This is a genomic window from Bradyrhizobium sp. AZCC 1719 (assembly GCF_036924525.1).
Taxonomy (GTDB): domain Bacteria; phylum Pseudomonadota; class Alphaproteobacteria; order Rhizobiales; family Xanthobacteraceae; genus Bradyrhizobium.
In genome coordinates this window covers 2,714,171-2,735,815 of sequence record NZ_JAZHRU010000001.1, presented here as the reverse complement: position 1 = coordinate 2,735,815, position 21,645 = coordinate 2,714,171, and the positions used below count along the sequence as shown (strand labels likewise).

Sequence of the window (21,645 nt, the reverse complement as noted above, 5' to 3'; positions counted from 1 at the left end):
CCACCCCTGCCTTCCGCATCACCGGTATCTGTCTTTCGTAGCCCGAAGGCCCTTAAGCTTTGCTTAACCCTGTTTTTGCCGCCAAATCATGGATTTGGCGAGTCTTTTCGCGGGCTCGGCCAAGGCCGTCCGCATCATTTTTTAATCGTCAAACGCTTTTGCGGAACCGGCCCGAAAGCTCGCCAAAACCCTCAATCAGGGCCTCGGTGCCGTCGATGGAGTCCAGCCGGGCGCCGACATCCTTCAGCCATGCCAGATTGGCCTCGCTGGTCTCCTCGGCCAATGCCAGTTCGGCATCTTTCTTCTCCCTAAGTAGGGCGTGCGTTTTCTGATGCAAGACAACGAGTTGCTGCCAAGTGGCCAAAACGTCTTCGCGGGCCGCGCCGGGCTTGGCGCCCCAGACCGCCGCGGTCGTAATCGCCCGTTCAACCCGTTGAAGAACCTCGCTTAATCCGCGCACCTCAAGATCGGCGCGCATTTTTTCGGCCTGCTCTTCGACGTCGGGGGAATGGTGATGGTCGTTGGCGAAGGCTGCGATAATGCCGGCGCGGAGCTTGTTGGCCTCGGGATGCGCCAGTTCCAGGGCGGCCACTTCCTCCAGATGATCGTGCAGCAGCCAGGGGTGGTTAATCAGGGATTGCAGGATCAAGGCCTCGCGGCGGGACATCGCGCTGCGCTGGCCGCGCATGATCGGGCTGGTCGCAAGCTGGGGGCTCGCCGCCTGGTAGGGGCCGGGGGCGATTCCCGAAGCGATCCCCGGCGGGCGGCCGCCGCGGGGGGCGAACCGGCCGGCCGGGCCCGCTCCGCGCGGGGCAAAGGCGCGGGGTGATTCGGGGCGGCCGGGTCGGAAATTACCCCGGCCGTAACCGCCGCGGCCGGCATCGGGCGCAAAGGTGCGCTGCAGGCGCTCGGCGAGATCCTGGCGGTAGTAGCGGCGCACGACCTCGTCGCGGATGCCGTTAGAGAGTTCGTTGATACGCGCTTCCAGCGCGGCGCGCCGTTCGGGGGTCGCAAACGTGCCGCCCTCGATCTCGCGCGACCAGATCATGTCGGCGAGCCCGCGCGCGGCGCCGATCACCTCCTCGATCGCAACCCGGCCCCCGGTGCGGGCGAGGTCATCGGGGTCCTGTCCCTCCGGCAGCAGCGCGAAGCGCAGGCTTTTGCCGGGCGCGAGATTGGGCAGCGCGAGGTCGGCAGCGCGGTACGCTGCTTTTTGCCCGGCGCGATCGCCGTCGAAGCAAAGGATCGGCTCGTCCGCCATCTTCCAGAGCAGCGCGAGCTGGTTTTCGGTCAAGGCCGTGCCAAGCGGCGCCACCGCACCAGCAAAGCCTGCGGTGACCATGGCGATGACGTCGACATAGCCTTCGACAACGATCAGCGGCGAGCCGTCATGCGCCGCCTGTCGCGCGGGGCCAAGGTTGTAGAGATTGTCGCCCTTGTGAAACAGCGGGGTTTCCGGCGAGTTCAAATACTTTGCCGGAACGTCCTTTTCCAGCGCGCGGCCACCGAAGGCGATGACGCGGCCTCTGGCGTCGGCGATCGGAAACATCACGCGGTCGCGGAAGCGATCGAAGGGAACGGGCTTGTCCTCGCCGGAGACCAACAGCCCCGCTTCCACCATGTCGTCGGTGGAAATGCCCTGCGCGCCCAGATGCTCCTTCAGCGCAAAGCGCTCGCCCGGGGCATAGCCGAGGCGAAACTGCAATTGCGTCGCCAGCGAAATGCCGCGGTCAGCGAGATAGCCGCGCGCCTTCGCCCCGTTGCGCGAGGCCAGCGTATCGGCAAAGAATTTTGCCGCGAGTTCCATCACGTCATGCAGCGTCTTGCGGCGCTGCTCGTGGCGCGCGGCATCTGGCGTTGCCGCCGGCAGCGGCAGGCCGGCCATGGCGGCGAGGCGCTCGACGGCCTCCGGAAACGAGACGCCTTCCGTCTCCATGACGAAGTCGAAAATGTTGCCGTGCTTTCCGGTGGAGAAGTCGTGGTAAAATTGCTTCTGGTCGTTGACCGTGAAAGAGGGTGTCTTCTCCTGCTGGAACGGCGACAGCCCCTTAAACTCCCGCCCCGCCCTCTTCAGCTTGACGCGCCGGCCCACGACTTCCGAAACCGGAAGCCGGGCGCGCAGTTCGTCGAGAAATTGGGGCGTGAAGCGCATGGATGGAGTTTTTGCCGAATCGTAGGGCCGTGCCAACCGATCATGGATATAGGGCCGGGCCGCTAAAAGGCGAAGTCGGCGGGATTTCTCGCCGCTATTCACAGCCCCTTCGGTCATTCCGGGGCTATGCGAAGCATCGAACCCGGAATCTCGAGATTCTCAGGGGCGCAAGGACGCCCCATAGTTCGCTTCGCGCCCCGGAATGACAGCGCAAGCTTGAATCGCCGCCAGTTCCGCGCTTCCATGTCCCGTATGTTCACGGTGTTCCGGGGTGGCAGGAGCGGGGCGTGGCGGGTGACGCGGTTTGCGCCGGTCAAGGGCGCGTCGCTTTCGCCGACGCCTTCGCTGTCGGTCGTGCATTCGCTGTCGATCACGCTGCCGATCCTGCCCTCGCCGACCTCGTGGCGGCTGGCCGGCTTCGCCAGCCATCTGCGCTATACCGAGCGCGCCGAGAAAACGCAGCTTGACGCCGTGCGGGCCGAGATCGGCCGACCTGAGGCGACCAATGCGGCGCTGATCCCGATCAAGAAATCGGCGGCGTGGTGGGAGCTGACGCAGGAGGAGCGGCGTCAGATCTTTGAGGATAGATCACACCACATCGCCGACAGCCTGAAATACCTGCCGGCGATCGCCCGCCAGCTCTATCACAGCCGCGATCTCGGCGAGCCCTTCGACTTCCTGACCTGGTTCGAATACGCGCCCGAGCATGCCGAGGAGTTCGAGGAGCTGGTCCGCACGCTGCGCGCGACCGAGGAATGGCGCTATGTCGAGCGCGAGGTGGATATCAGATTGGAGCGCGAGCGGCTGGATGCTGGGTGACTCGCCATCGTATGACGACCGAAAATGCTGAGACGAAGCCGCGCATTCTTCCTACCGCTCCAGAAACTTCCCCGAGGCGATGCGCGGAAGGCCGGTGACCGGCCAGTTGTAGACATAGGTCCATGCCTCGCCGGCGGCGCCGTCTTCCAGCGACAGCGGCAGCATGCGGCGGATGTATTCGGTCGGTTCCGGAAAGCCCGCGCCGCAGGCCTCATACATGTCGAACTCGGCCAGCAACGCGTCGCGATCGCGCAAACGATAGAGTTCGCCGAACACGACGTCGCTGGCGTCATCCGAAAGCACCAGCCCCGGATAATGCTTGATGAGATAGAGCCGGCCGCGGCAGGTGGCCGTGCCCAAAAAATCCGCACTGCGTGACAATAGCTGCGCCATCGGATGGTCGAAGCCGCGCATCAGCGTGCCGTAGACGAACAGTCGATCTGAAATCATGGGTTTTCTATGTCATCGCGCGCGACGCGATGCAATCCGCCGGGCGGCCTATCGCCAAAACCGTCTTGTGGGGAAGCACCCGGAGCGGCATCGTTAAGCCATTATCGATTCGGATACGTCTCCTCGACCAGCAACGCTCAAGGAAGATACGTTGAACGACGCCGCCGGCACCGCCCTGCTCCTCAGCGCCGAGGATGTTCCTCCAGTCCACGAATTCAACACCACCGGCCGCTCGCCGTTTCTGCTTACGTGCGATCACTATGGAAGGCTCATTCCGCGCGTGCTCGGCGACCTCGGCCTGCCAGAGAGCGAACTGACACGCCATATCGCCTGGGACATCGGAATTGCCGGCGTCGCGGAAGCGCTCTCAAAACATCTCGATGCCCATCTGATCGTGCAGCGCTACTCACGGCTCGTCATCGACTGCAACCGCCCGCCGCACGTCGCAAGCTCGATCCCGCGCATCAGCGAGGCGACCACGATTCCCGGCAATGAAGGCATTTCGCGCGAGGCCGCCGCGATACGGCGGGCGCAGATCTTCGATCCCTACCACCGGCGCATCGACGAGATCATCGACCAGCGCGGAAACGCTGCGATGCCGACGGTGCTGGTGTCGCTGCACAGTTTCACGCCGGTCTATGCCGGGATTGTACGACCCTGGCACATAGGCGCGCTCTACCACCGCGACAAGCATCTGCCGCCGCGCTTGCTGCAAGCGTTGCGCGCCGAGGGCGATCTGGTGGTCGGCGACAACGAGCCTTATGCGGTCAGCGACGAGACCGACTACACGATCCCCGTGCATGGCGAGGCGCGCGGGCTGATGAATACAGGGATCGAAATCCGTCAGGATTTGATTTCGGATCCCGCCGGCGAGAAAGCCTGGGCGGAGCGGCTGGCACGGATACTTGGGGAGATCGAAGTGACGCTGCGGGCGCAGACATTGGTTTGATTGCGCTGATTAGCCCGGCGATGCGCTCACCGCGCCCGCGTCAGTGCCAGCCAGATGCCGCCGCCGATCATGAAGCCGCCGGAGACGCGCGACACCAGCCGCGTCCGCTGCTTGGAGAAGAACATTCGCGCGCGTCCGGCCAGCAGCGCGTAGACCGCGTCGGTCGATGCCGCGATCACCATGAAGGTGACGCCGAGCAGCGCCACCTGCGGGAAGTGGTCCTTCTCCATATCCATGAACTGCGGAATGAACGCACCGAAGAACACCAGCACCTTCGGATTGGAGAGCAGCACCAGCAGGCCCTGCAGGAAAAATCCGCCGCGCGGCGGCGGTGGCGGCTCGTCGGCGTTGACGCCCTCCGCAGGCTGCCAGATCAGCTTGATGCCGAGCCATATCAGATAGGCGGCGCCGGCAAAGCGCACCCAGTCGAACCAGTAGCCCATCGTCGCCATCAGCGATGTCAGCCCGACCGCGACGATGCCGATCACGATGGCGAGGCCGGTTTGCGCGCCAGCGCAATTGATCAGCGCCGCGCGGGTGCCGTGCCGCAGGCCGTTCGCGATCAGCAGCGTGACGACGGGACCCGGCAACAGCGCGAGCGCAATGCAGGCGGCGACAAAGGCGAGATAGACCTGAAGGGACATGGGGATGAACTCGGTGGGAGAGCGGTTACGTCATTATGCATGACGGGGGCGAGAGATGGAAGCCGCGCTTTTCCCCGCTCTTCGCGGGGGACAAGAACGAGCGGCGCTACCGTGCCTCCATTGCGGCCATCATCCACCGCGTCATTTCATCTTCGCCAAGCAACTGCAGCGCCTCCCGCCGCACCCTCATCGCGTCGCCCTTGCCATGCGCGACTGCGACCAGCAGGTCGCAACGGCGCGACACTGCGATGCCGACGGCGGCATGCCGCGTGCCGCCGGTCATTTTGAGATCATAGGCGCGGCTACGTCCCGGCATATCGGCGACACTGATGACATCGCCCGCCTGGATCGGCGTAAAGCGCTCGCTGAGCAGGTCGAGATCGGCGACACGATCGACTTCGTCGTCGTCCGCGACGCCGCGGTCGCAGTTGCAGAAACCGATTTTCGGCCGAACGTATACCTCGACGCCATCGCCACACGACGCGCCGCGGCAACGAAAGGCGCGTCCCGCGGGCCAGCCGTCGCGCGGGAATGACCAGGCGATCTCCTGCCACGAGCCTTTCTGTTCGCCTTGGCGCGGCACGATGTGCTGGTAGGCCGCGGCGCCCGACAACGCACCGAGCGCCACGGCCGCAACAACGATGACCGGCCATCGACGCATAACCGCCTCCTCACGGCAGGCCGGCGACGGCGCGCGCCGGGCCGGTCAGTTCCAGAATGTTCAGGCCGGTATTGGCGCGATCGACAACGTAGATGTAGCCGCGTTCGTCGGTTTCGACATTGTTGGTCTGGATCGCGACCTTGCAGCGATCCTTGCCGTCGATCTTGACGCAGCGCTTGTCGGTCGCCGCCGTAATCGACGGGATGAAATAGCCGACTTCCCTGGGATGATAGGGATCGCGAATGTCGAGCGCGCGGACGCCGGCATTGAAGAAGGCGATGAAGGCCATCTTCTTGTAGAAGACCTGCGCCATGCTCTCGTTGGAAGAATGCGCGCCGAACCGCCCGCCCCGCTCGCAGAACGTTCCGCTCGCCTCCGGCACGGTGTAGTTCGAAATCATCATCGGCGCCTTCTCGACAGTGACGTCAGCGAACCACACCATCTGCCGCGGCTCGTTGCATTCGTTCAAAATCGCCTCATCGACGATCATCACGATGTCGCGGGTCTTGCCGTCCTTGTCGCGCGCGAATTCCGCAATCGGCATGCCCGGCATCGGAAACGTCGTGTGGGCACCGTTGAATGGCGACATGGTCAGCCGCGCAATTTCCGGCGCGCGCAGATTGTCCGGGGTTGGCTCTTTGGGCCCGTTAAGCAGTTTTTCGCGATCGACGATCTGCAAAATCCCGCCCTTGTTGGTGCCGTAGCCGAAATAGACCCGGTTGCCGGAAGGTCCCGTCGAGATCGGCCCGTGCAATTCGGTCGGCACCGCACCGGTCGAGCCCGGCTCCTGGCCGGGAAGGCCGAAATCGCGGATCTTTTGCGGATGCGCGGGATCGGAGAGATCATAGACTTGCGTCATGCGGCGCGTTCGCCAGTCCGGCGCACCCGAGACCAGGAAGGCAATGCCGGTGTCGCATTCCCACCAGCTCTTGTGCGTGTCCTTTAATCCCGCAATCCGCGTCATCAATACGGGACTAATGGGATCGGCAACGTTCCAGATTTCATGCGCCTCGCCGCCAAAGGTGCGCAGCATATAAACCGCGTTGCGATCGCCCTTCGGCAGCGCCTTGCCGTCGCAAATCCGCACCATCTGCGCGCCGCCGCCTTCTTGTTTGCCCTCCTGACCCGGAAGGTGGCGCAGATATTTCGGCTGTGAGGGATCGGTGACGTCGACGATCGACGTGCCGTTCGGCTCAGTCTTACCGGTCTGCGGATTGACCGGCGCGGGAATCTCGTCGCTGCCGCCGTGATGGCCGATATAGGCGATCCAGCGATCGCCCTGATGGTGGATGGTGGGCTGGTAGGCGCTGCGCGCCTGCAGATCGCTGGTTCCAACCAGCTTCATGTTGAGCGCTTCAGGCGGCGCCCCAATCACTTGTTGCTGCGCGAGAGCGATGCCTGACGATGCTAGGAAACAGACGGTGAAAGAGGCCGCGAGTTTGAGGCGATCACTCATGTTCCACCCCGACTGTTCAAAACCAATCTGCGTTGGCTAACGGCACGATAACACATCCTTGAGGTCCAAAACACACCCTTGACATGCAACTATTTGGTTGCCTATTATTCTTGGCATGGATGAGGTCTTCAAGGCGCTCGCCGACGCGTCACGGCGCTCTTTGTTGGACAGGCTTCACGCCAAAAGCGGACAGACGCTCAACGAACTCTGTGACGGGCTTGCGATGACGCGACAGGCCGTGACCAAGCACCTTGGGATTCTCGAGGCGGCCAACCTCGTCACGACGCACAAGCATGGCCGCGAGAAGCTGCATTATCTCAATCCGGTTCCGATCCATCAGATCGGCGAACGCTGGATCAAGAAATTCGAGCGCGGGAAACTCGCCGCGCTCTCTGAGTTGAAACGACGGTTGGAGAAGCGTGATGAGTAAGCCGGAATTCGTCTACGTCATCTATATCGAGACCACGCCGGAGAAATTGTGGGAGGCACTGACGTCCAGCGAATTCTCCAAACGCTACTGGTTCGGCACCGAGCTGAAATCCGACTGGAAGGTTGGTTCGGCGCTGGCGCTGGTCATGAACGGCACCACGACCGATACCGGGGAGATTCTCGAGGCCGATCGGCCGCGGCGGCTCTCCTACACTTTCAAGCACGTGACCAACGAGGCATACCGCAACGAGAAGGCTACGAAGGTGGTCTTCACTATCGAGCAGCACGGCAGATTCGTGAAGCTCACGCTCACGCATGAAGGTTTTGCAGAGGGCAGCAAGCTGTTGGACGGCATCTCCAAGGGATGGCCGGCCATTATGTCCAGTCTCAAGAGCCTGTTGGAATCCGGCACTGCGCTCGAAATTCCGGTTTCCGCTCTCGGCATCGAAGGTGTGTCATGAACATCAAAGACTTCAAGCCCGCCATTGCCTACACGATCTACATCGCCTCGACGCCGGAGAAAGTGTGGGAGGCGCTGACGCAAGCGGAGTTTTCCAGGCAGTATTTCTCCGGCCAGGCGGTCGAGGTCGATCTCAGGGTCGGCGGCGCCTTCATCATGCGCACGCCGGACGGCGCACTGCATATCTCGGGCGAGGTGATCGAGTGCGAACCGCTGAGGAAGCTCACCGTCACCTTCAACGTCAACTGGCCGGCGCTGCTCGAAAAGCTCGGGCCGACGCTGGTCACCTACGAGATCGAGCGGGCCGGCGATGTAGTCAAACTGACGATGCTGCAATCGCATGACCGGGAGATCAGCGACGACATCCTGTCCGGCGGACGTACAGGCTGGCCCGCAATCCTGTCGAGCCTGAAGAGCCTGCTGGAGACCGGCAACGCGCTGACAATCAAGATGCAGCCGCCGGAGCGGATGCTGGCCGCGCTGAAGGAATTGGGGATCGGGACGCCCTAGGCGGTGGCCCTCCTCCCCAGCACTAGCGTGCCGATTCTGGCGCACGCAGTGCGTGCTTTTGGCGACGACTCGTGGTACCCTGCAGCGATGGCGAAGCAGAAGAACGTTGCGACAAAAGGTGCGAAGTCTGGGCGGTTCGTGCTCGGAAGCGATGGCTTTGCCAAGATCAGCAAAGTCGAGGGTATCGAGCTCACGCCGGCAATGAAAAAACGCGCCAGCGATGCGCGAACCAAAGGCCTCACGGCGGAAGAATATCGTCAGGCAATCATTCGCAGCCATCGCAAGGGCTGACCGACCGCATGTATGATGCGATCGAAGATCCCTACACCTACAAGAACTCGACCGTGCTGGTGAACAAGCTCGACTTGCAGAACCAAGCCGAACTCGACGCGTTCGAAGCGGAAATTTCCAGCGCACGAGCCGAAGAACCATTACCAGAGGGATCGATGGACTTCGAACACTACAAGTCCATCCATCACCATCTGTTTCAAGACGTATACCAGTGGGCGGGACAGCCTCGCACAGTCAGGATCGCGAAGGGTGGCAATCCATTCTGCTTTCCCGAAAACATCGAAGGGCAAGCGAATAAGCTGTTCGACGACTTGCGATCGGCGGATCACCTTCGGAATCTCGATGCAAAAACGTTCGCAGACCAAGCGGCACATTTCCTGGCGGAGCTGAATGCGATTCATGCCTTCCGCGAAGGAAACGGACGGTCGCAGCTTACCTTCTTCGCCTTGGTCGCCGACTATGCGGGCCATCCGCTCAAAATCGAAAAACTGAATCCAGACGCGATGCTGGCGGCGATGATCGCCAGTTTCGACGGCGACGAACGCCCGCTTGCCGATGTGATCAATGATCTGATTGCATGATTGTGCAGCGGGGCTATGCTCATCTCGATCAACTTGGCGCAACGCTGGGAGTACACACTCCCCTCAACGAACCGTTGATTTGAGCGCGGAACGACGCACCGATGAGCCTGCGCACACGTCTATTGATACTGGTTATCGCCGCGATGCTGGTGCCGGCCATCCTTGTGGGACTGCGCTTCGTCCAGAATCGCGCAAGCGAAATCAACGCCGCACATGCCAGCCTGTCGGCAACCGCCAACGACATCTCAAGCGACCTCGACGAGAAAATTCAGGGCACGGCCCAGCTTCACTATGGTCTCGCCCGCGCCCGCGATCTCGATACGCGCGACAAGGCGGCTTGCTCCGCCTTCCTGTCGGCCGTGCGCGAAGAGTATCCGCGGTACACCGGCATCTTGACCATCAATCCGGACGGCAGCCTGTTCTGCGACTCGTTGCGAACCGACCGGACGCTCGATCTCAGGGATCGCGAATATTTCCAGCAGGCGCTGGTTGCGCACGGCACCGTCACACTCCAGCCTGTGTTCGGCCGGTTGACAGGGACCTCCGTGTTGCAGATCGCCTATCCCGTTCGCTCGGAAACGGCAGAGCTGAAATTTATCCTGCTCGCCTCGTTCAATCTGAAGAAATTCGCCGAAGACCACGACAAGCGGCTGTCGAGCGACAGTCAGATTCTGCTCGTCGACAGGAAAGGCACGATCCTCGTCGCGCCCGAGGGCAAGGACTGGACCGAAGCGCCCGGCACATCGATCGCAACTTCGGAGCTGTTCCGGTTTGCGACCTCGCCGAATCATGAGTCGTTTCGCGAAGTAACCGGGCGGGACGGCCGAACCCATGTCTGGACCGCCGCTCGCTCCCCCTCGGTGCGCGATGCCGGACTTTACCTTATGGTCGGGCGGGCCAAGGACGGTCTGGTGGCCGCAGCCAATCGCCGCCTCTACGAGGACCTGGCGATACTTGCGGTGGCCTCGCTGCTGTTGCTCGCAGGCGTATGGGTTCTGGCGACGATGAGCATCGGCCGTCAGGTCGGGCGCCTGGCTGCGATGGCGACGAAGCTCGGAGTTGGCGATCTGAGCGCGCGGATTGCTCCACCCTATCCGCGCGGCGAGCTTGGCGGGCTGATGACATTGCTCAACGGCACCGCTGAATCGCTCCAGCATCAGCGCGCCGCCATCGACGAGCTCAACCAGAAACTCACCCAATCCCAGAAAATGGAGGCGATGGGTCAGCTCACCGGCGGCGTGGCGCATGATTTCAACAACCTGTTGACCGTCATCCTCGGCAATGCGGAGCACCTTGCCGAGAAGCTTGCGACACACAAGGCGTTGCAAAAAATCGCCGAGAGCATCGCGACCGCCGCCGAACGCGGCTCGGACCTGACGCGCAGCCTGCTCGCGTTCGCGCGCAAGCAGCCCTTGATGCCGAAGCACATCGACATCGGCCAGAAGATCGTCGGCATGGAGCAGTTGCTGCGCCGGACGCTCGGAGAGCATATCGAATGTGAATTCCGGATTGATCAAGACCTGTGGCAGGCCAGTGTCGATCCCGGCCAACTGGCGTCGGCACTGCTCAACCTGGTGCTGAATGCGCGCGACGCCATGCCGCTCGGCGGCAAGCTGACGGTCGAGGTGCAAAATACGTCACTCGGTGAATCCGACGTGGACGTCAACGGCGAGGCGCGTCCCGGCGATTATGTCATGATCGCCGTGGCGGATAACGGCACCGGCATGACGGCCGAGGTCGCCAGCCGCGCCTTCGAGCCATTCTTCACCACCAAGGAGGTGGGGAAAGGCACGGGTCTCGGCCTGAGCATGGTCTACGGATTCGCGCAGCAATCCGGCGGGTTGATGCAGATACGCTCCGAACCGGGGCATGGCACGGCGGTCAACCTGTTCTTCCCCCGCGTTCGGACAATTCAGACGACCGCCGCGCCATCCGCCGGTCAGCCGGCCGCGCCCACCGGCAGCGAGACCGTTCTCGTCGTCGAGGACGACGACATGGTGCGCCGCTATGTTGAAGGCGAATTGAAAGCGCTCGGCTATCGCGTCATCGTCACACGCAACGCGGCCGCGGCGCTCGACATATTGCGCGGCCCGGAGAACATCCATCTTCTGTTCACGGATGTCGTGATGCCCGGGGGCATGTTCGGAACCGAGCTTGCGAAGGAAGCCGCCCGCCTGCGGCCTCACTTGAAGATCCTCCTGACTTCCGGCCATAGCGAACATCCCGTCGAGGCGATCGATGGGGCCGGCCGGGACGTGCGGATCCTGAACAAGCCCTACCGTCGACACGATCTGGCATCGATGCTGCGTTCGGTCCTGAAGGCGCGTTGACGGGTTATCCCCACCGTCGTCCCTGTTCGCAGGGACGACGGCGAGGGTTAAGCTTCCGCCCTCATGATGCGGGCATTGCAGCCGGCGTATACGGACAGCGTATTGATCCTGGTCAAGCCTGCCCGGATGACGTCACCGCCGCGCAGGTGGCTTCCTGCGCCACTCTGCAGCGGCCGGTACACCGGAATTGCGCTTGTCAGGACCGGGACATGAGCAGCAGGGAGACGACAAGATTCACCACGAACAGTATCGCATCGATGGCAAAAATCCGAAGCATCGGGCCCCTCAACACGGGCCAATACGCCACCCCGACCCGTCCGCCGCGCATCAGGACCGGGAGGTTGTAGGCGAACTGGCTGAAATGACACGCGGCAAAGAACAGGAATAACGCAAGCTGCGCGTCGTACGCCTGAAAGAAGGGCGGCCGGAACACCAGGAGATACAACGACAGGAGGCCGATCGGCAGATTGATCGCGCCCAGAAATGCCACGCTGGCCGACAAGGTCGGCGCGATTGGATTGCCACGCTCCTCCCGGGGCACCAGTATCTTCAGCGTATTGCCCTGCGCGATGCTGAACTGCATGAATGCGGCGCCGAACCAGAGCGCGTTAAGGAGCAGAACAAAATCCGAAAATCGCATGACTACTTTCCGTAGAAGGCCTCGCTGCGCATCACACGGCCGGCTTTGTCGAAGTCCATGAACTCGCTGGCGCGGCTATCGCCCAGTTGCCACCACACCGTCAGGCGCGCGATCGTGTCGTCCCAGCTCCAGTTCAGGATTTTCAGGTCTGCGCTCTTGATGCCGCCGTAGGCTCTCTGCCAGTAGGCGCGGATGTTCTCGGCGCCGGCGACTACCGGGGACTCCGTCAATTTGAGCGCCAACGGGCTGCGCATCTCGGCGTTTTCGGCGAAGTGCGAAACGACCGCATCGATATCGACCTTGCGCCAGTTCGCGCACCACGCCTCGACAAAGCGTCCGGCCGCCGCGCGGTCCATTGCCTGTTCGCTCATGCTCGTGCCCTCGGTGCAACTGCCAGGAAGAGATGACACAGCGCGGCTCTAACGTCAACTATATTGACGTTAGAAGATTGTCAGTTGTTGTCGGCAATGGCCCCCATGACGGCCATCCAGGCGGCAGCGCCGGGCGGGCCGACACGATCGAACGCCTCGCGCAGAACCTTGCGCTCATGGCCCGATGCTCGTTGCTCAATGCGCTTTCCTGCTTCCGTCAGCCGCAGCAATTTGGAGCGATGCTGCTCGGGCGACCGCTTCGATGTCAGGAGTTTACGCTGCAGCAACAGGTTTAGCGGCCGGTTCACGGCTTGCTTGGATATGCCGAGGATCTCGACCAGCGCGCCGATCGAGATGTCAGGCTGTCGCGCAACCACGTAGAGAATACGATGGTGCGGACGTGAGAGGCCGACCGTGGCGAGATACTGGTCGGCCGAGAGCGTCATGCCACGCCAGCCGTAATACATGAGCTCCAGCGCCGCATCCAAATCGTGGAGCTTCCCGAGCGAGGCGCGGTGCAGGCCCGCGGCGTGAGAAGTATTTTTTTGCATGTACCTACCGCGTCGAATTGACAGAAAAAGAATCTACCCCAGCGCCCGCAACTCGCGCCGCAGCACCTTGCCCGTCGCAGTCATCGGCAGCGTGTCGGCGAACTGCACGAAGCGCGGGTATTCGTGGGCGGCGAGCTGCACTTTCACGAACTCCTGGATCTCGCGCGCCAGTTCATCGCTCGCGGCAAAGCCCGGGCGCAGCACGATCCAGGCCTTGATGGATTCAGTGCGGATCGGATCGGGTATGCCGACCACCGCCGACATCGCCACCGCCGGATGCTTCATCAGCGTATGTTCGATCTCAGACGGGCCGACGCGATAGCCGGCGGTGGTAATCACGTCGTCCTCGCGGCTGACGTACCAGAAATAGCCGTCCTCATCCTGCACGCCGAGATCGCCGGTCAGCAAAAATTCGCCGGCGTATTTCTTCGCGGTCGCTTCCGGATTCTTCCAGTATTCAAGCATGGTGCATGGGCAGGGCTGGCGCACGCCGATGATGCCGCGCTCACCCTTACGCAATTCCTCGCCGCGATCATTGACGATGCGGACGTCGAATCCGGGTGTCGCCTTGCCCATCGCGCCGGGGCGGATCGGAAACAGGTTCGAATTGCTGCCGATCACGAGGTTGCATTCGGTCTGGCCGAATACTTCATGCGCGTCGATGCCAAAGGTTTCGCGCACCCAGCCGAGCAATTCGCCGCCGAGCGATTCACCGCCGGTAAAAATGCTGCGCAGCTTTACGCCGGAATTTTTCACGCCGGCCTGCCGCATCAGTTTCAGCGCGGTCGGCGGCAGGAACGTGTTGCGGATGCCAAGCTCGGCCATCATCGCCATCGCTGCCTGCGGCTCGAACTTGCGCGCGCGATGGCCGACCAGGGGAATGCCGTGATACCAGAACGCCAGCAGGCCGTTGATCAGCCCGCCGATCCAGGCCCAGTCGGCCGGTGTCCACATCAGGTCGCCGGGCCGCGGCAGGAAGTTGTGGCACATCTCGACATTCGGCAGATGGCCGAGCACCACGCGATGCGCGTGCAGCGCGCCCTTCGGATTGCCTGTGGTGCCGGAGGTGTAGATGATCAAGGCGGGATCATCGGCTGCGGTGTCGACGGTGGCGAACTCCGGCGACGCGGCCTTGAGCGAGGACCAGAACGGCTTTGTGCCGGCAGGCGCGCGGTCGCCGATGACGTAGACGTTCTTTAGGTCAGGAAGACGATCGCGTATTTTCGCTAATTTCTCCCAACCGGCCTCGTCGGTGACGAGGGCTTTCGCCTCGGAATTCGACAGGCGGAACTCCAGCGCGTCCTCGCCGAACAGCGCGAACAGCGGGATCGAGATCATGCCCGAGCGAAACGCGGCGAAATGCGCGATCGGTAGTTCGAGAGACTGCGACAGGAACACCGCCACGCGGTCGCCGCGCGACAGGCCGTCGGCTTTCAGCACATTGGCAAAACGGCGCGACTGCTCCGCGACCTCGTCGAAGGATGTGCGCGTCGTGGCGCCGCCCTCGTCCACATAGATCAGCGCCAACCGGCCTGAGCCATCGGCATGGCGATCGCAGCACGCGGTAGCCATGTTGAAGCGAGCGGGAATGGCCCAGCGGAAGTTGCGGTAGAGCTCGTCGTAGGTTGAGGCTTCGGTGAGCATGGCCTTGGTCGTTTCCTCTCGTCATAGCCAGGCAAAAAAGCGCGTCTTCGCATCGAAAGTCCCGGCCATCCACGTCTTCTTGCTTGGCGACAATTCTAAAGACGTGGATGCCCGGGACAAGCCCGGGCATGACGTGGGGCTACCTTTTGGTGGCCTGACTTAAGGCGCCCGCGCCTTCTCCATCGCAAGCTCTGCCTCGAGGCTTGCGAGGTCCCGATAGATCGAGGCGACGGCGAGCACGCGGCCGTTGCGCCTGTAGTGCAGCAGGCAATCCTTGCCCGGGATGTCGCCGTCGACGGTGATTTCGTCCCACTTCTCGGCGTAACCGACATAATTGATCGGCACATCGTAGTGTTGGCTCCAGAAAAACGGCACCGCATGGAACGGCTCGCGTTGCCCGAGCATGTTTCGCGCGGCGGTCTGGCCCTGACGCTCGGCCACCACCCAATGTTCGACACGAATGGTCTCAAGGGAATGCGGATCGGGCCAGCGCGCAATGTCGCCCGCGGCATAGATGCCGGGGACGCTGGTTTCCAGATAGGCATTGACGGTGACGCCGCGATCGATCGCCAGCCCGGCCTGCTCGGCCAATTCAAGGCGCGGACGCACGCCGACGCCGACCACCACGATATCGGCGTCGATCGCGCCGCCGCTTTTCAGCATCGCGCGTTTGCCGTCGATCCCGGTTACGGTGTCGCCGAGATGGAAGATGACGCCGTGCTCTTCATGCAGGGCACGAACGAAGTCGCCCAGCTCTGGCCCCAGCACGCGCTCCATCGGCCGCTGCTCGAGGCCTACGACATGAACCTCGATATTTCTGGCGCGCAGCGACGCCGCGACCTCGAGCCCGATGAAGCTGGCGCCGATCACGACGGCGCGCCACGCGCCACTGGCCAATGCAATGATGGCGCGGGAATCGGTCAGCGAGCGCAGCACGTGGACGTGTGGCTGATCTGCGCCCGGTATCGGCAGGCGCACCGGCTCCGCGCCGGTCGCCAGCAGCAAGCGGTCGTAGGGGATGGTCTCGCCGCCTGATGTGACGACATGGCGCGCGTTGGGATCGATTGACGTGACCTCGGTGTTGAGCCGCAGGTCGATCTTCGCCTCGGCGTAGAAATCATCCGGCCGCAACGGCACCCAGTCCTCCGGCGCGCTGCCGGCGAGATAGTCTTTTGACAGGTTCGGCCGGTCTACCGGTGCCGCCGCCTCATGGCTCAGCATCACGATGCTGCCGCGATAATCCTGCCGCCGCAGCATCTCGGCTGCGGCAAAGCCCGCCGCGCCACCGCCGACGATCACGATACGGCCGGGCGCATCGACGGCGCCCTTCACTTGCGGCTTGGGCTGCTCAAGCTTCTCCCGAACGAAGATGCGACCGTCTTGCTGCTCGACCTTCCAGACCGCAACCGGACTGAGCGCCGGCGCCCGGATCGCCTCGCCGGTGCGCAAGTCGAAACAGGCGTGGTGCCAGGGGCAGCGGATTCCCTGGCCAGTCACGAGACCTTCGGCAAGCGGCCCGTGATAATGGGTGCAATGGGCGCCGATCGCGAAGAGGTCCGAGCCCGAACGCACCAGCAGCACTTCATCGTCGCCGACATGGCCGAGCAACATCTGGCCTGGGAATTCGGACGGGGCTATGCCCTTTGACAGATCGGGACCGGCGGGCAGAGCTTGCTGGTCAGCCATGCCTTCCTCCGCTCGCGTTGCGCTACTTCATCGCTCCGAGTTTGACTCAAACGATGTTTCATCAGCACGAAGGTTCCCGAGCGTAAAAAATTTATCCTGACAGCGCCGCCTTCACCATGCCGCTGGCCTTGCCGAAATCCATCTGCCCGGCGAATTTCGCACGCAGCACGCCGATCACCTTGCCCATGTCCTTCATGCCGGCGGCGCCGGTCTCGGTGATCGCGGCCGAGATCGCGGCCTTCACCTCGTCGTCCGACATCTGCTTCGGCAGATAGGCAGAGATCACTGCGATCTCCTCGCGCTCCTGCGCGGCAAGCTCGGCGCGGCCGCCCTTGTCGTAGAGTTCGACCGATTCCTGACGCTGCTTGATCATCTTCTGCAACAGGCCGAGCAGGTCGGCGTCGGAGAGCGGCGGCTTGCCCTGCCCGCGCGCGTCGATGTCGGCGTTCTTGATGGTCGAATTGACCATGCGCAGCGTGGAGAGCTTGCGCTCGTCCTTCGCCCTCATGGCGTCCTTGACCGCATTGTTGATGTCGTCGCGCAGCATGGTTGCCTCACTAAGAATGGTGCCGCCGGAAAGATGCCGGGTTATGTAACGATTCCACCTATATAGGACGGGAACGAGCAGGATCGGCAGTCGAATTGCCCTGCCGGTTCCAGATTCGACCGGATTTGGTGAAAAACCGGAAAATCCGGCTCAAGTCCATAGAACCGGATGTCAAATATGCGGCAAACGCATGTGAATAGCCGGTTTGCTTCGGCTTTTCTTGGCCTTCCGGCTTTGACGCGCGGGGGTGCTTGCGACTATGAAGTGCGCTCATGACAACATCTGAAAACGCTTCAGCCTGGCCGGACCATAAACCGACCGCGCTCCTCGTGCTTGCCGATGGTACCGTGCTGGAGGGATTTGGCCTCGGCGCGGAGGGCCACGCCGTCGGCGAAGTCTGCTTCAACACCGCGATGACCGGTTATGAGGAGATCCTCACCGATCCCTCCTATGCCGGGCAGCTCATCACCTTCACCTTCCCGCATATCGGCAATGTCGGCACCAACGACGAGGATATCGAGACGGTGAACATGGCGGCGACGCCGGGCGCGCGCGGCGTTATCCTGCGCACGGCCATCACCGATCCCTCGAACTACCGCGCCACGCGGCACCTCGATCAATGGCTGCGCGCCCGCGGCATCATCGGGCTGTCGGGCATCGATACAAGGGCGCTGACTGCGCTGATCCGCTCCAAGGGCATGCCGAACGCGGTGATTGCGCATGCCAAGAACGGCGTGTTCGACCTGCACGGCCTGAAGGAAGAGGCGCGCGAATGGCCCGGCCTGGAAGGCATGGATCTGGTGCCGATGGTGACGTCGGGACAGCGCTTTACCTGGGACGAGACGCCGTGGGCCTGGCAGAACGGCTTTGGCCGGCAGAGCGAACCTGAGTTCAACGTGGTCGCGATCGACTACGGCATCAAGCGCAACATTTTGCGGCTCTTGGCCGGTGAAGGCTGCAAGGTCACGGTGGTGCCGGCGACGACCTCGGCCGAAGACATTCTGGCGATGAAGCCGGACGGCGTGTTTCTTTCCAACGGCCCGGGCGACCCGGCCGCGACCGGCAAATATGCGGTGCCCGTAATTCAGCAGGTGATCCAGTCCGGCACGCCGACTTTCGGCATTTGCCTGGGTCATCAGATGCTGGGCCTGGCCGTCGGCGCCAAGACCAAAAAGATGCATCAGGGCCATCACGGCGCCAATCATCCGGTCAAGGACGAGACCACCGGCAAGGTGGAGATTACCTCGATGAACCACGGTTTTGCCGTCGACCAGGCGACGCTGCCCGAGGGCGCGATGCAGACCCACATCTCGCTGTTCGACGGCTCCAATTGCGGCATCGAGCTCAAGGGCAAGCCGGTGTTCTCCGTGCAGTATCACCCGGAAGCCTCGCCGGGGCCGCGCGACTCGCATTACCTGTTCAAGCGGTTTGCGGATCTGATGCGAGAGAAGAAGCGAGCGTAAGCCGCTCCTCCGTCATTGCGAGGAGCGAAGCGACGAAGCAATCCATGCCTCCGCAAGCGGCGAAATGGATTGCTTCGCTTCGCTCGCAATGACGGTGAAACGAATTGGCGGCAGAAGCAAGCCGCTATATGATTTCCATCATCATAAAGAGCTGCCGGAAACTCTTCCATGCACGTTAAGCCCGCCGCCTCCACCGTCGAATATGGCGTGGCACCGACGCACGTCATGGCCTCGATGTCCGGCCTCGACTTCGTGCGCGCCATCTTCGATGGCAAGTTGCCGGCGCCGCCGATCATGCAGAATGTCGAGCCGTTCGATTCCACCGCCGAGAAGGGACATGTGGTGTTCTACAGCGTGCCCGGCTTCCGGCATTACAATCCGATCGGCTCGGTGCATGGCGGCTATGCCGCGATCCTCTTGGATTCCGCGATGGGCCTTGCGGTGCATTCCGCCCTTCCCGCCGGCACCGGCTACACCACGCTGGAATTCAAGATCTCTTTCATCAGGGGCATGACAAAGGATACCGGCCCTGTCCGCACCGAGGGCAAGACGCTCAATGTCGGCCGCCGCGCCGCCACCGCCGAGGCGCGGATCACCGACGCCAACGGCCGCCTGCTCGCGCATGCGACGACGACGTGTCTGGTTTTCGAGATTCCGAAGGGAACGTGAAGCGCGGAGGGCGGTTTTAATCGTGGAAATCGTGTAGGGTGGGCAAAGCGAAGCGTGCCCACCATTTTGCACGCGGCACCGCAATGGTGGGCACGTCGCTAGCGCTCCTTTGCCCACCCTACAAACTTGGAGCAAGCCATGTCCATCGTCAGCGCCGATGTCGAGCCGCTCACCTTCGTGTTCGAGGATGACGGCCTCGTGCCCAACAATCACCTGCCGTTGCTGGTTTACAAGGGCGCGGTCTATGTCGCCAACGATCACCCGGAAAAGACCATCGAGACGCTGTTCGGCGGCAATGGCTGGGGCGCGATGTGGCGCAACGGCGTCTACGACTATGTGCACTACCACGCCACGGTGCATGAGGCGCTCGGCGTCGCCCGCGGCCGGGCCCGCGTCCGCTTCGGCGGCAGCAACGGCAAGGAGCTCGAAATCACGCCCGGCGATGTCGCGATCCTTCCCGCCGGCACCGGGCATCAATGCGTGTTCGCCAGCCCCGATTTCTGCGTGGTCGGCGCCTATCCGCCGGGACCGCCGATGCAGATCACGCGCCCGACGCCGGAGAACCACGCCAAGGCGCTGAAGACGATCCCGGAAGTGAAGCTGCCGAAGACCGATCCGGTGCTGGGCGAAGACGGGCCGCTGGTCCGGTTGTGGAAGCGTGGCACGCGATGAGGCGGGCGAGACCGTCAGCCGCGGCGAGCCATCGGCAAGTCCGCGTTTACTGAAGCATCGCCTACCTCCTCGCCGGAAGACAGCCGCATCGCGGCGACCCGGGCGACGAAAAGCCCAATGATCAGATTTGCCCGTTCAGTCTCCAGTCTGTCGCGGAGCGGCCCGTTCGGCTCGGTCGCGCACATGGTCTTGATGCAATCGAGGGTGCGGGATAATGAATCGACCACCGCCCATATCGGTTCGACGGACGGCGGCGAAGTCGTCAGCGGCTCCGGCGCGACATCAGACTTCGGGGCGCGGAATTCAATTACTTTCTGCATTGCTCAATTTTCCAAACTAAAGTGCCGTGGCAAACGATCGAGCTGTAACTGCGTTTCGCTCGTTGGCCACTACCGATCATAGTGACAGCTCCCCCAGGCTCGCTTAAATTGATTATCGGAATCTTGCAGGAAACCATTTTTGCGCGCGGCTTTTTTGCGCATCGTCCGCGCTTCGGCGCCGGCGTTCGACGGCTAGAGATATGCCGTATAGGAACTGATCCACACGAGGATGGACGCCAGAAGACCGATCACGCCGGCGTTGTCGGCGAAGGCGGTGGCGCTGCCGGACATTCCCAGCCGGAGCCCGTCGCGGTCGATCCCGTCGGGGATCGAGATTTCCGCCGGAAACACCGTCGCGCCGCCGAACGTGTTGGTGCGGGCGAGTGTTCCGGATACGACGATCTGCCCCTGCCCGATGCCCCTGGGAATGCCGATGATTTTGGCGTGATAAATGCGGCCCGGCACGTTGTCGAACACGATGTCGACCGCGGTGCCTTCCTTGATGGTCTGGAAGCCGTTTTGCGAGAACATGCCGACCAGCGCAATCTCCTTCTCGACAATGAACGATATCGCCGAGCGCGCTTGCAGCGCACGGTCGCCGACCGTCAAGGCAACGACGGTGACATAGCCGTCGGCGGGCGCGCGAACGGATGTCTGCGACAATTCCCAATCTGCGTTCTCGAGTTGCGCCTGAATTTGCGCGACTGACGTGTTGACGCCGCCGATCTCAGAATCCAGCGCAAGCTTCGCGCTCTGCTGGGCCGCCTTGGCCGCGACGAGTTGCGCCGACACGGTTTCGTACTGAACCTGCTTGTCCTGCGCCTGAAATTGTGTGCTGGCATCGTCGGCGGCCAGCGATTGAATATCGGCGAGGCGCTTTCTGTTGTAATCAGCCTGCGCGACAAGTCCGGCCACAGTCGCAGTCGCCTGCTCGTAGTTCGATTTCAGGATTTCGGTCTGCTGCTTTGCCGCCGCGAGCGAGGCCTGCAACTGCCTGACCTTATATTGGAAGGGCGCCGGGTCGATCTGAAAAAGCACGTCGTCCTTCTTCACCGGCACGTTCGGCTTGACCGGGATTGCGACGATTTGTCCGGTCACATTCGGCGTCACCTCGACGACGCGGCCAGTCACCGTCACGCGCCCCGAGGGCGTGAGATAATTAAAAAGCGCCAAAAATGTCGCGAGAATAAATCCGCCTACCACAAGCGAAATTGTCCCCGACACCCAGCCCCACCGCACGAGCTTGAATTTCGAAAATACGAGCCACATCGCAAGGATGTAGAGGCACAAAATGATAACCATGGCTGGCGCCCCTTTGCCGGTTGTGCTAACATTTCCCGTGGAGGTAGC

The 21,645-nt window shown here is 62.5% G+C and carries 24 protein-coding genes; 11 read left to right on the top strand and 13 right to left on the bottom strand.

Features of this window, described 5'->3' with window-relative positions:
- Nucleotides 1–148: 148 nt before the first annotated feature.
- On the bottom strand, nt 149–2,152 hold the full coding sequence (dnaG, locus tag V1292_RS12995) for a DNA primase (protein WP_334372973.1): 2,004 nt from the start codon (nt 2,150–2,152) through the stop codon (nt 149–151).
- A gap of 252 nt (nt 2,153–2,404) precedes the next feature.
- Between dnaG and V1292_RS12990 the strand changes: the two genes are divergently transcribed.
- The gene (locus V1292_RS12990; protein WP_334377034.1) at nt 2,405–2,971 is read left to right on the top strand and encodes a chlorite dismutase family protein; all 567 of its coding nucleotides are present in this window, start codon (nt 2,405–2,407) and stop codon (nt 2,969–2,971) included.
- 51 nt (nt 2,972–3,022) lie between these two features.
- Here the strand turns inward: V1292_RS12990 and V1292_RS12985 are convergent, their stop codons facing one another.
- Nucleotides 3,023–3,421, bottom strand: a complete 399-nt coding sequence (locus V1292_RS12985; protein ID WP_334372972.1) for a gamma-glutamylcyclotransferase family protein — start codon at nt 3,419–3,421, stop codon at nt 3,023–3,025.
- 151 nt (nt 3,422–3,572) lie between these two features.
- On the opposite strand from V1292_RS12985, the gene V1292_RS12980 reads away from it, so the two are divergent.
- A complete protein-coding gene (locus V1292_RS12980; protein ID WP_334372971.1) occupies nt 3,573–4,370 on the top strand; it encodes an N-formylglutamate amidohydrolase in 798 nt (265 codons plus the stop codon).
- Nucleotides 4,371–4,396: 26 nt separating this feature from the next.
- On the opposite strand, the gene V1292_RS12975 is transcribed toward V1292_RS12980, so the two are convergent.
- The 3 genes from V1292_RS12975 to V1292_RS12965 form a co-directional block, all read right to left on the bottom strand.
- Nucleotides 4,397–5,014, bottom strand: coding sequence for a LysE family translocator (locus V1292_RS12975; RefSeq protein ID WP_334372970.1), 618 nt, complete (start codon nt 5,012–5,014; stop codon nt 4,397–4,399).
- Between the two features lie 106 nt (nt 5,015–5,120).
- Complete coding sequence (locus V1292_RS12970; protein WP_334372969.1) at nt 5,121–5,675, bottom strand: hypothetical protein; 555 nt, start codon at nt 5,673–5,675, stop codon at nt 5,121–5,123.
- A 10-nt stretch (nt 5,676–5,685) separates the two neighbouring features.
- Nucleotides 5,686–7,131 carry an LVIVD repeat-containing protein gene (locus V1292_RS12965; protein WP_334372968.1) on the bottom strand — a complete coding sequence of 482 codons (1,446 nt, stop codon included), beginning with the start codon at nt 7,129–7,131 and terminating at the stop codon, nt 5,686–5,688.
- Between the two features lie 115 nt (nt 7,132–7,246).
- On the opposite strand from V1292_RS12965, the gene V1292_RS12960 reads away from it, so the two are divergent.
- The 6 genes from V1292_RS12960 to V1292_RS12935 all read left to right on the top strand — a co-directional run bounded on the left by V1292_RS12960 (nt 7,247) and on the right by V1292_RS12935 (nt 11,732).
- On the top strand, nt 7,247–7,561 hold the full coding sequence (locus tag V1292_RS12960) for an ArsR/SmtB family transcription factor (RefSeq protein WP_334377033.1): 315 nt from the start codon (nt 7,247–7,249) through the stop codon (nt 7,559–7,561).
- Nucleotides 7,554–8,021 carry an SRPBCC family protein gene (locus tag V1292_RS12955; RefSeq protein WP_334372966.1) on the top strand — a complete coding sequence of 156 codons (468 nt, stop codon included), beginning with the start codon at nt 7,554–7,556 and terminating at the stop codon, nt 8,019–8,021. Before V1292_RS12960 ends, V1292_RS12955 begins: the two co-directional genes overlap by 8 nt.
- On the top strand, nt 8,018–8,530 hold the full coding sequence (locus tag V1292_RS12950) for an SRPBCC family protein (protein WP_334372965.1): 513 nt from the start codon (nt 8,018–8,020) through the stop codon (nt 8,528–8,530). The genes V1292_RS12955 and V1292_RS12950 overlap by 4 nt, the downstream gene beginning before the upstream one ends.
- 87 nt (nt 8,531–8,617) lie before the next feature.
- Nucleotides 8,618–8,821, top strand: coding sequence for a hypothetical protein (locus V1292_RS12945; protein ID WP_334372963.1), 204 nt, complete (start codon nt 8,618–8,620; stop codon nt 8,819–8,821).
- 8 nt (nt 8,822–8,829) lie between these two features.
- On the top strand, nt 8,830–9,402 hold the full coding sequence (locus V1292_RS12940) for a Fic/DOC family protein (RefSeq protein ID WP_334372961.1): 573 nt from the start codon (nt 8,830–8,832) through the stop codon (nt 9,400–9,402).
- A 101-nt stretch (nt 9,403–9,503) separates the two neighbouring features.
- Nucleotides 9,504–11,732: an ATP-binding protein gene (locus V1292_RS12935; RefSeq protein ID WP_334372959.1), complete on the top strand. Its 2,229-nt coding sequence runs from the start codon at nt 9,504–9,506 to the stop codon at nt 11,730–11,732.
- Between the two features lie 196 nt (nt 11,733–11,928).
- Here V1292_RS12935 and V1292_RS12930 read toward each other — a convergent pair whose 3' ends face one another.
- The 6 genes from V1292_RS12930 to V1292_RS12905 all read right to left on the bottom strand — a co-directional run bounded on the left by V1292_RS12930 (nt 11,929) and on the right by V1292_RS12905 (nt 17,171).
- The gene (locus tag V1292_RS12930; RefSeq protein WP_334372958.1) at nt 11,929–12,372 is read right to left on the bottom strand and encodes a hypothetical protein; all 444 of its coding nucleotides are present in this window, start codon (nt 12,370–12,372) and stop codon (nt 11,929–11,931) included.
- 2 nt (nt 12,373–12,374) lie between these two features.
- Nucleotides 12,375–12,743: a nuclear transport factor 2 family protein gene (locus V1292_RS12925; protein WP_334372956.1), complete on the bottom strand. Its 369-nt coding sequence runs from the start codon at nt 12,741–12,743 to the stop codon at nt 12,375–12,377.
- An 80-nt stretch (nt 12,744–12,823) separates the two neighbouring features.
- Nucleotides 12,824–13,294, bottom strand: coding sequence for a MarR family winged helix-turn-helix transcriptional regulator (locus tag V1292_RS12920; protein ID WP_334372954.1), 471 nt, complete (start codon nt 13,292–13,294; stop codon nt 12,824–12,826).
- Between the two features lie 33 nt (nt 13,295–13,327).
- Nucleotides 13,328–14,938, bottom strand: coding sequence for an acyl-CoA synthetase (locus tag V1292_RS12915; RefSeq protein WP_334372952.1), 1,611 nt, complete (start codon nt 14,936–14,938; stop codon nt 13,328–13,330).
- A 159-nt stretch (nt 14,939–15,097) separates the two neighbouring features.
- On the bottom strand, nt 15,098–16,624 hold the full coding sequence (locus tag V1292_RS12910) for an FAD-dependent oxidoreductase (RefSeq protein ID WP_334372951.1): 1,527 nt from the start codon (nt 16,622–16,624) through the stop codon (nt 15,098–15,100).
- A 91-nt stretch (nt 16,625–16,715) separates the two neighbouring features.
- The gene (locus tag V1292_RS12905; RefSeq protein ID WP_334372949.1) at nt 16,716–17,171 is read right to left on the bottom strand and encodes a GatB/YqeY domain-containing protein; all 456 of its coding nucleotides are present in this window, start codon (nt 17,169–17,171) and stop codon (nt 16,716–16,718) included.
- 272 nt (nt 17,172–17,443) lie between these two features.
- Between V1292_RS12905 and carA the strand changes: the two genes are divergently transcribed.
- The 3 genes from carA (at nt 17,444) to V1292_RS12890 (ending at nt 19,975) form a co-directional block, all read left to right on the top strand.
- Nucleotides 17,444–18,634, top strand: coding sequence for a glutamine-hydrolyzing carbamoyl-phosphate synthase small subunit (carA, locus tag V1292_RS12900; RefSeq protein ID WP_028350201.1), 1,191 nt, complete (start codon nt 17,444–17,446; stop codon nt 18,632–18,634).
- 168 nt (nt 18,635–18,802) lie between these two features.
- A complete protein-coding gene (locus V1292_RS12895; RefSeq protein WP_334372948.1) occupies nt 18,803–19,303 on the top strand; it encodes a PaaI family thioesterase in 501 nt (166 codons plus the stop codon).
- A gap of 138 nt (nt 19,304–19,441) precedes the next feature.
- Entirely contained in the window at nt 19,442–19,975 is a 534-nt protein-coding gene (locus tag V1292_RS12890; protein WP_334372946.1) for a cupin domain-containing protein, read from the top strand.
- Nucleotides 19,976–19,989: 14 nt separating this feature from the next.
- Here the strand turns inward: V1292_RS12890 and V1292_RS12885 are convergent, their stop codons facing one another.
- Both V1292_RS12885 and V1292_RS12880 read right to left on the bottom strand, forming a co-directional pair.
- Nucleotides 19,990–20,295 (bottom strand): hypothetical protein, encoded by a 306-nt coding sequence (locus V1292_RS12885; protein WP_334372944.1) that lies wholly within the window; start codon nt 20,293–20,295, stop codon nt 19,990–19,992.
- A gap of 192 nt (nt 20,296–20,487) precedes the next feature.
- Nucleotides 20,488–21,597 (bottom strand): HlyD family secretion protein, encoded by a 1,110-nt coding sequence (locus V1292_RS12880; protein WP_334372942.1) that lies wholly within the window; start codon nt 21,595–21,597, stop codon nt 20,488–20,490.
- Between the last annotated feature and the right edge of the window lie 48 nt (nt 21,598–21,645).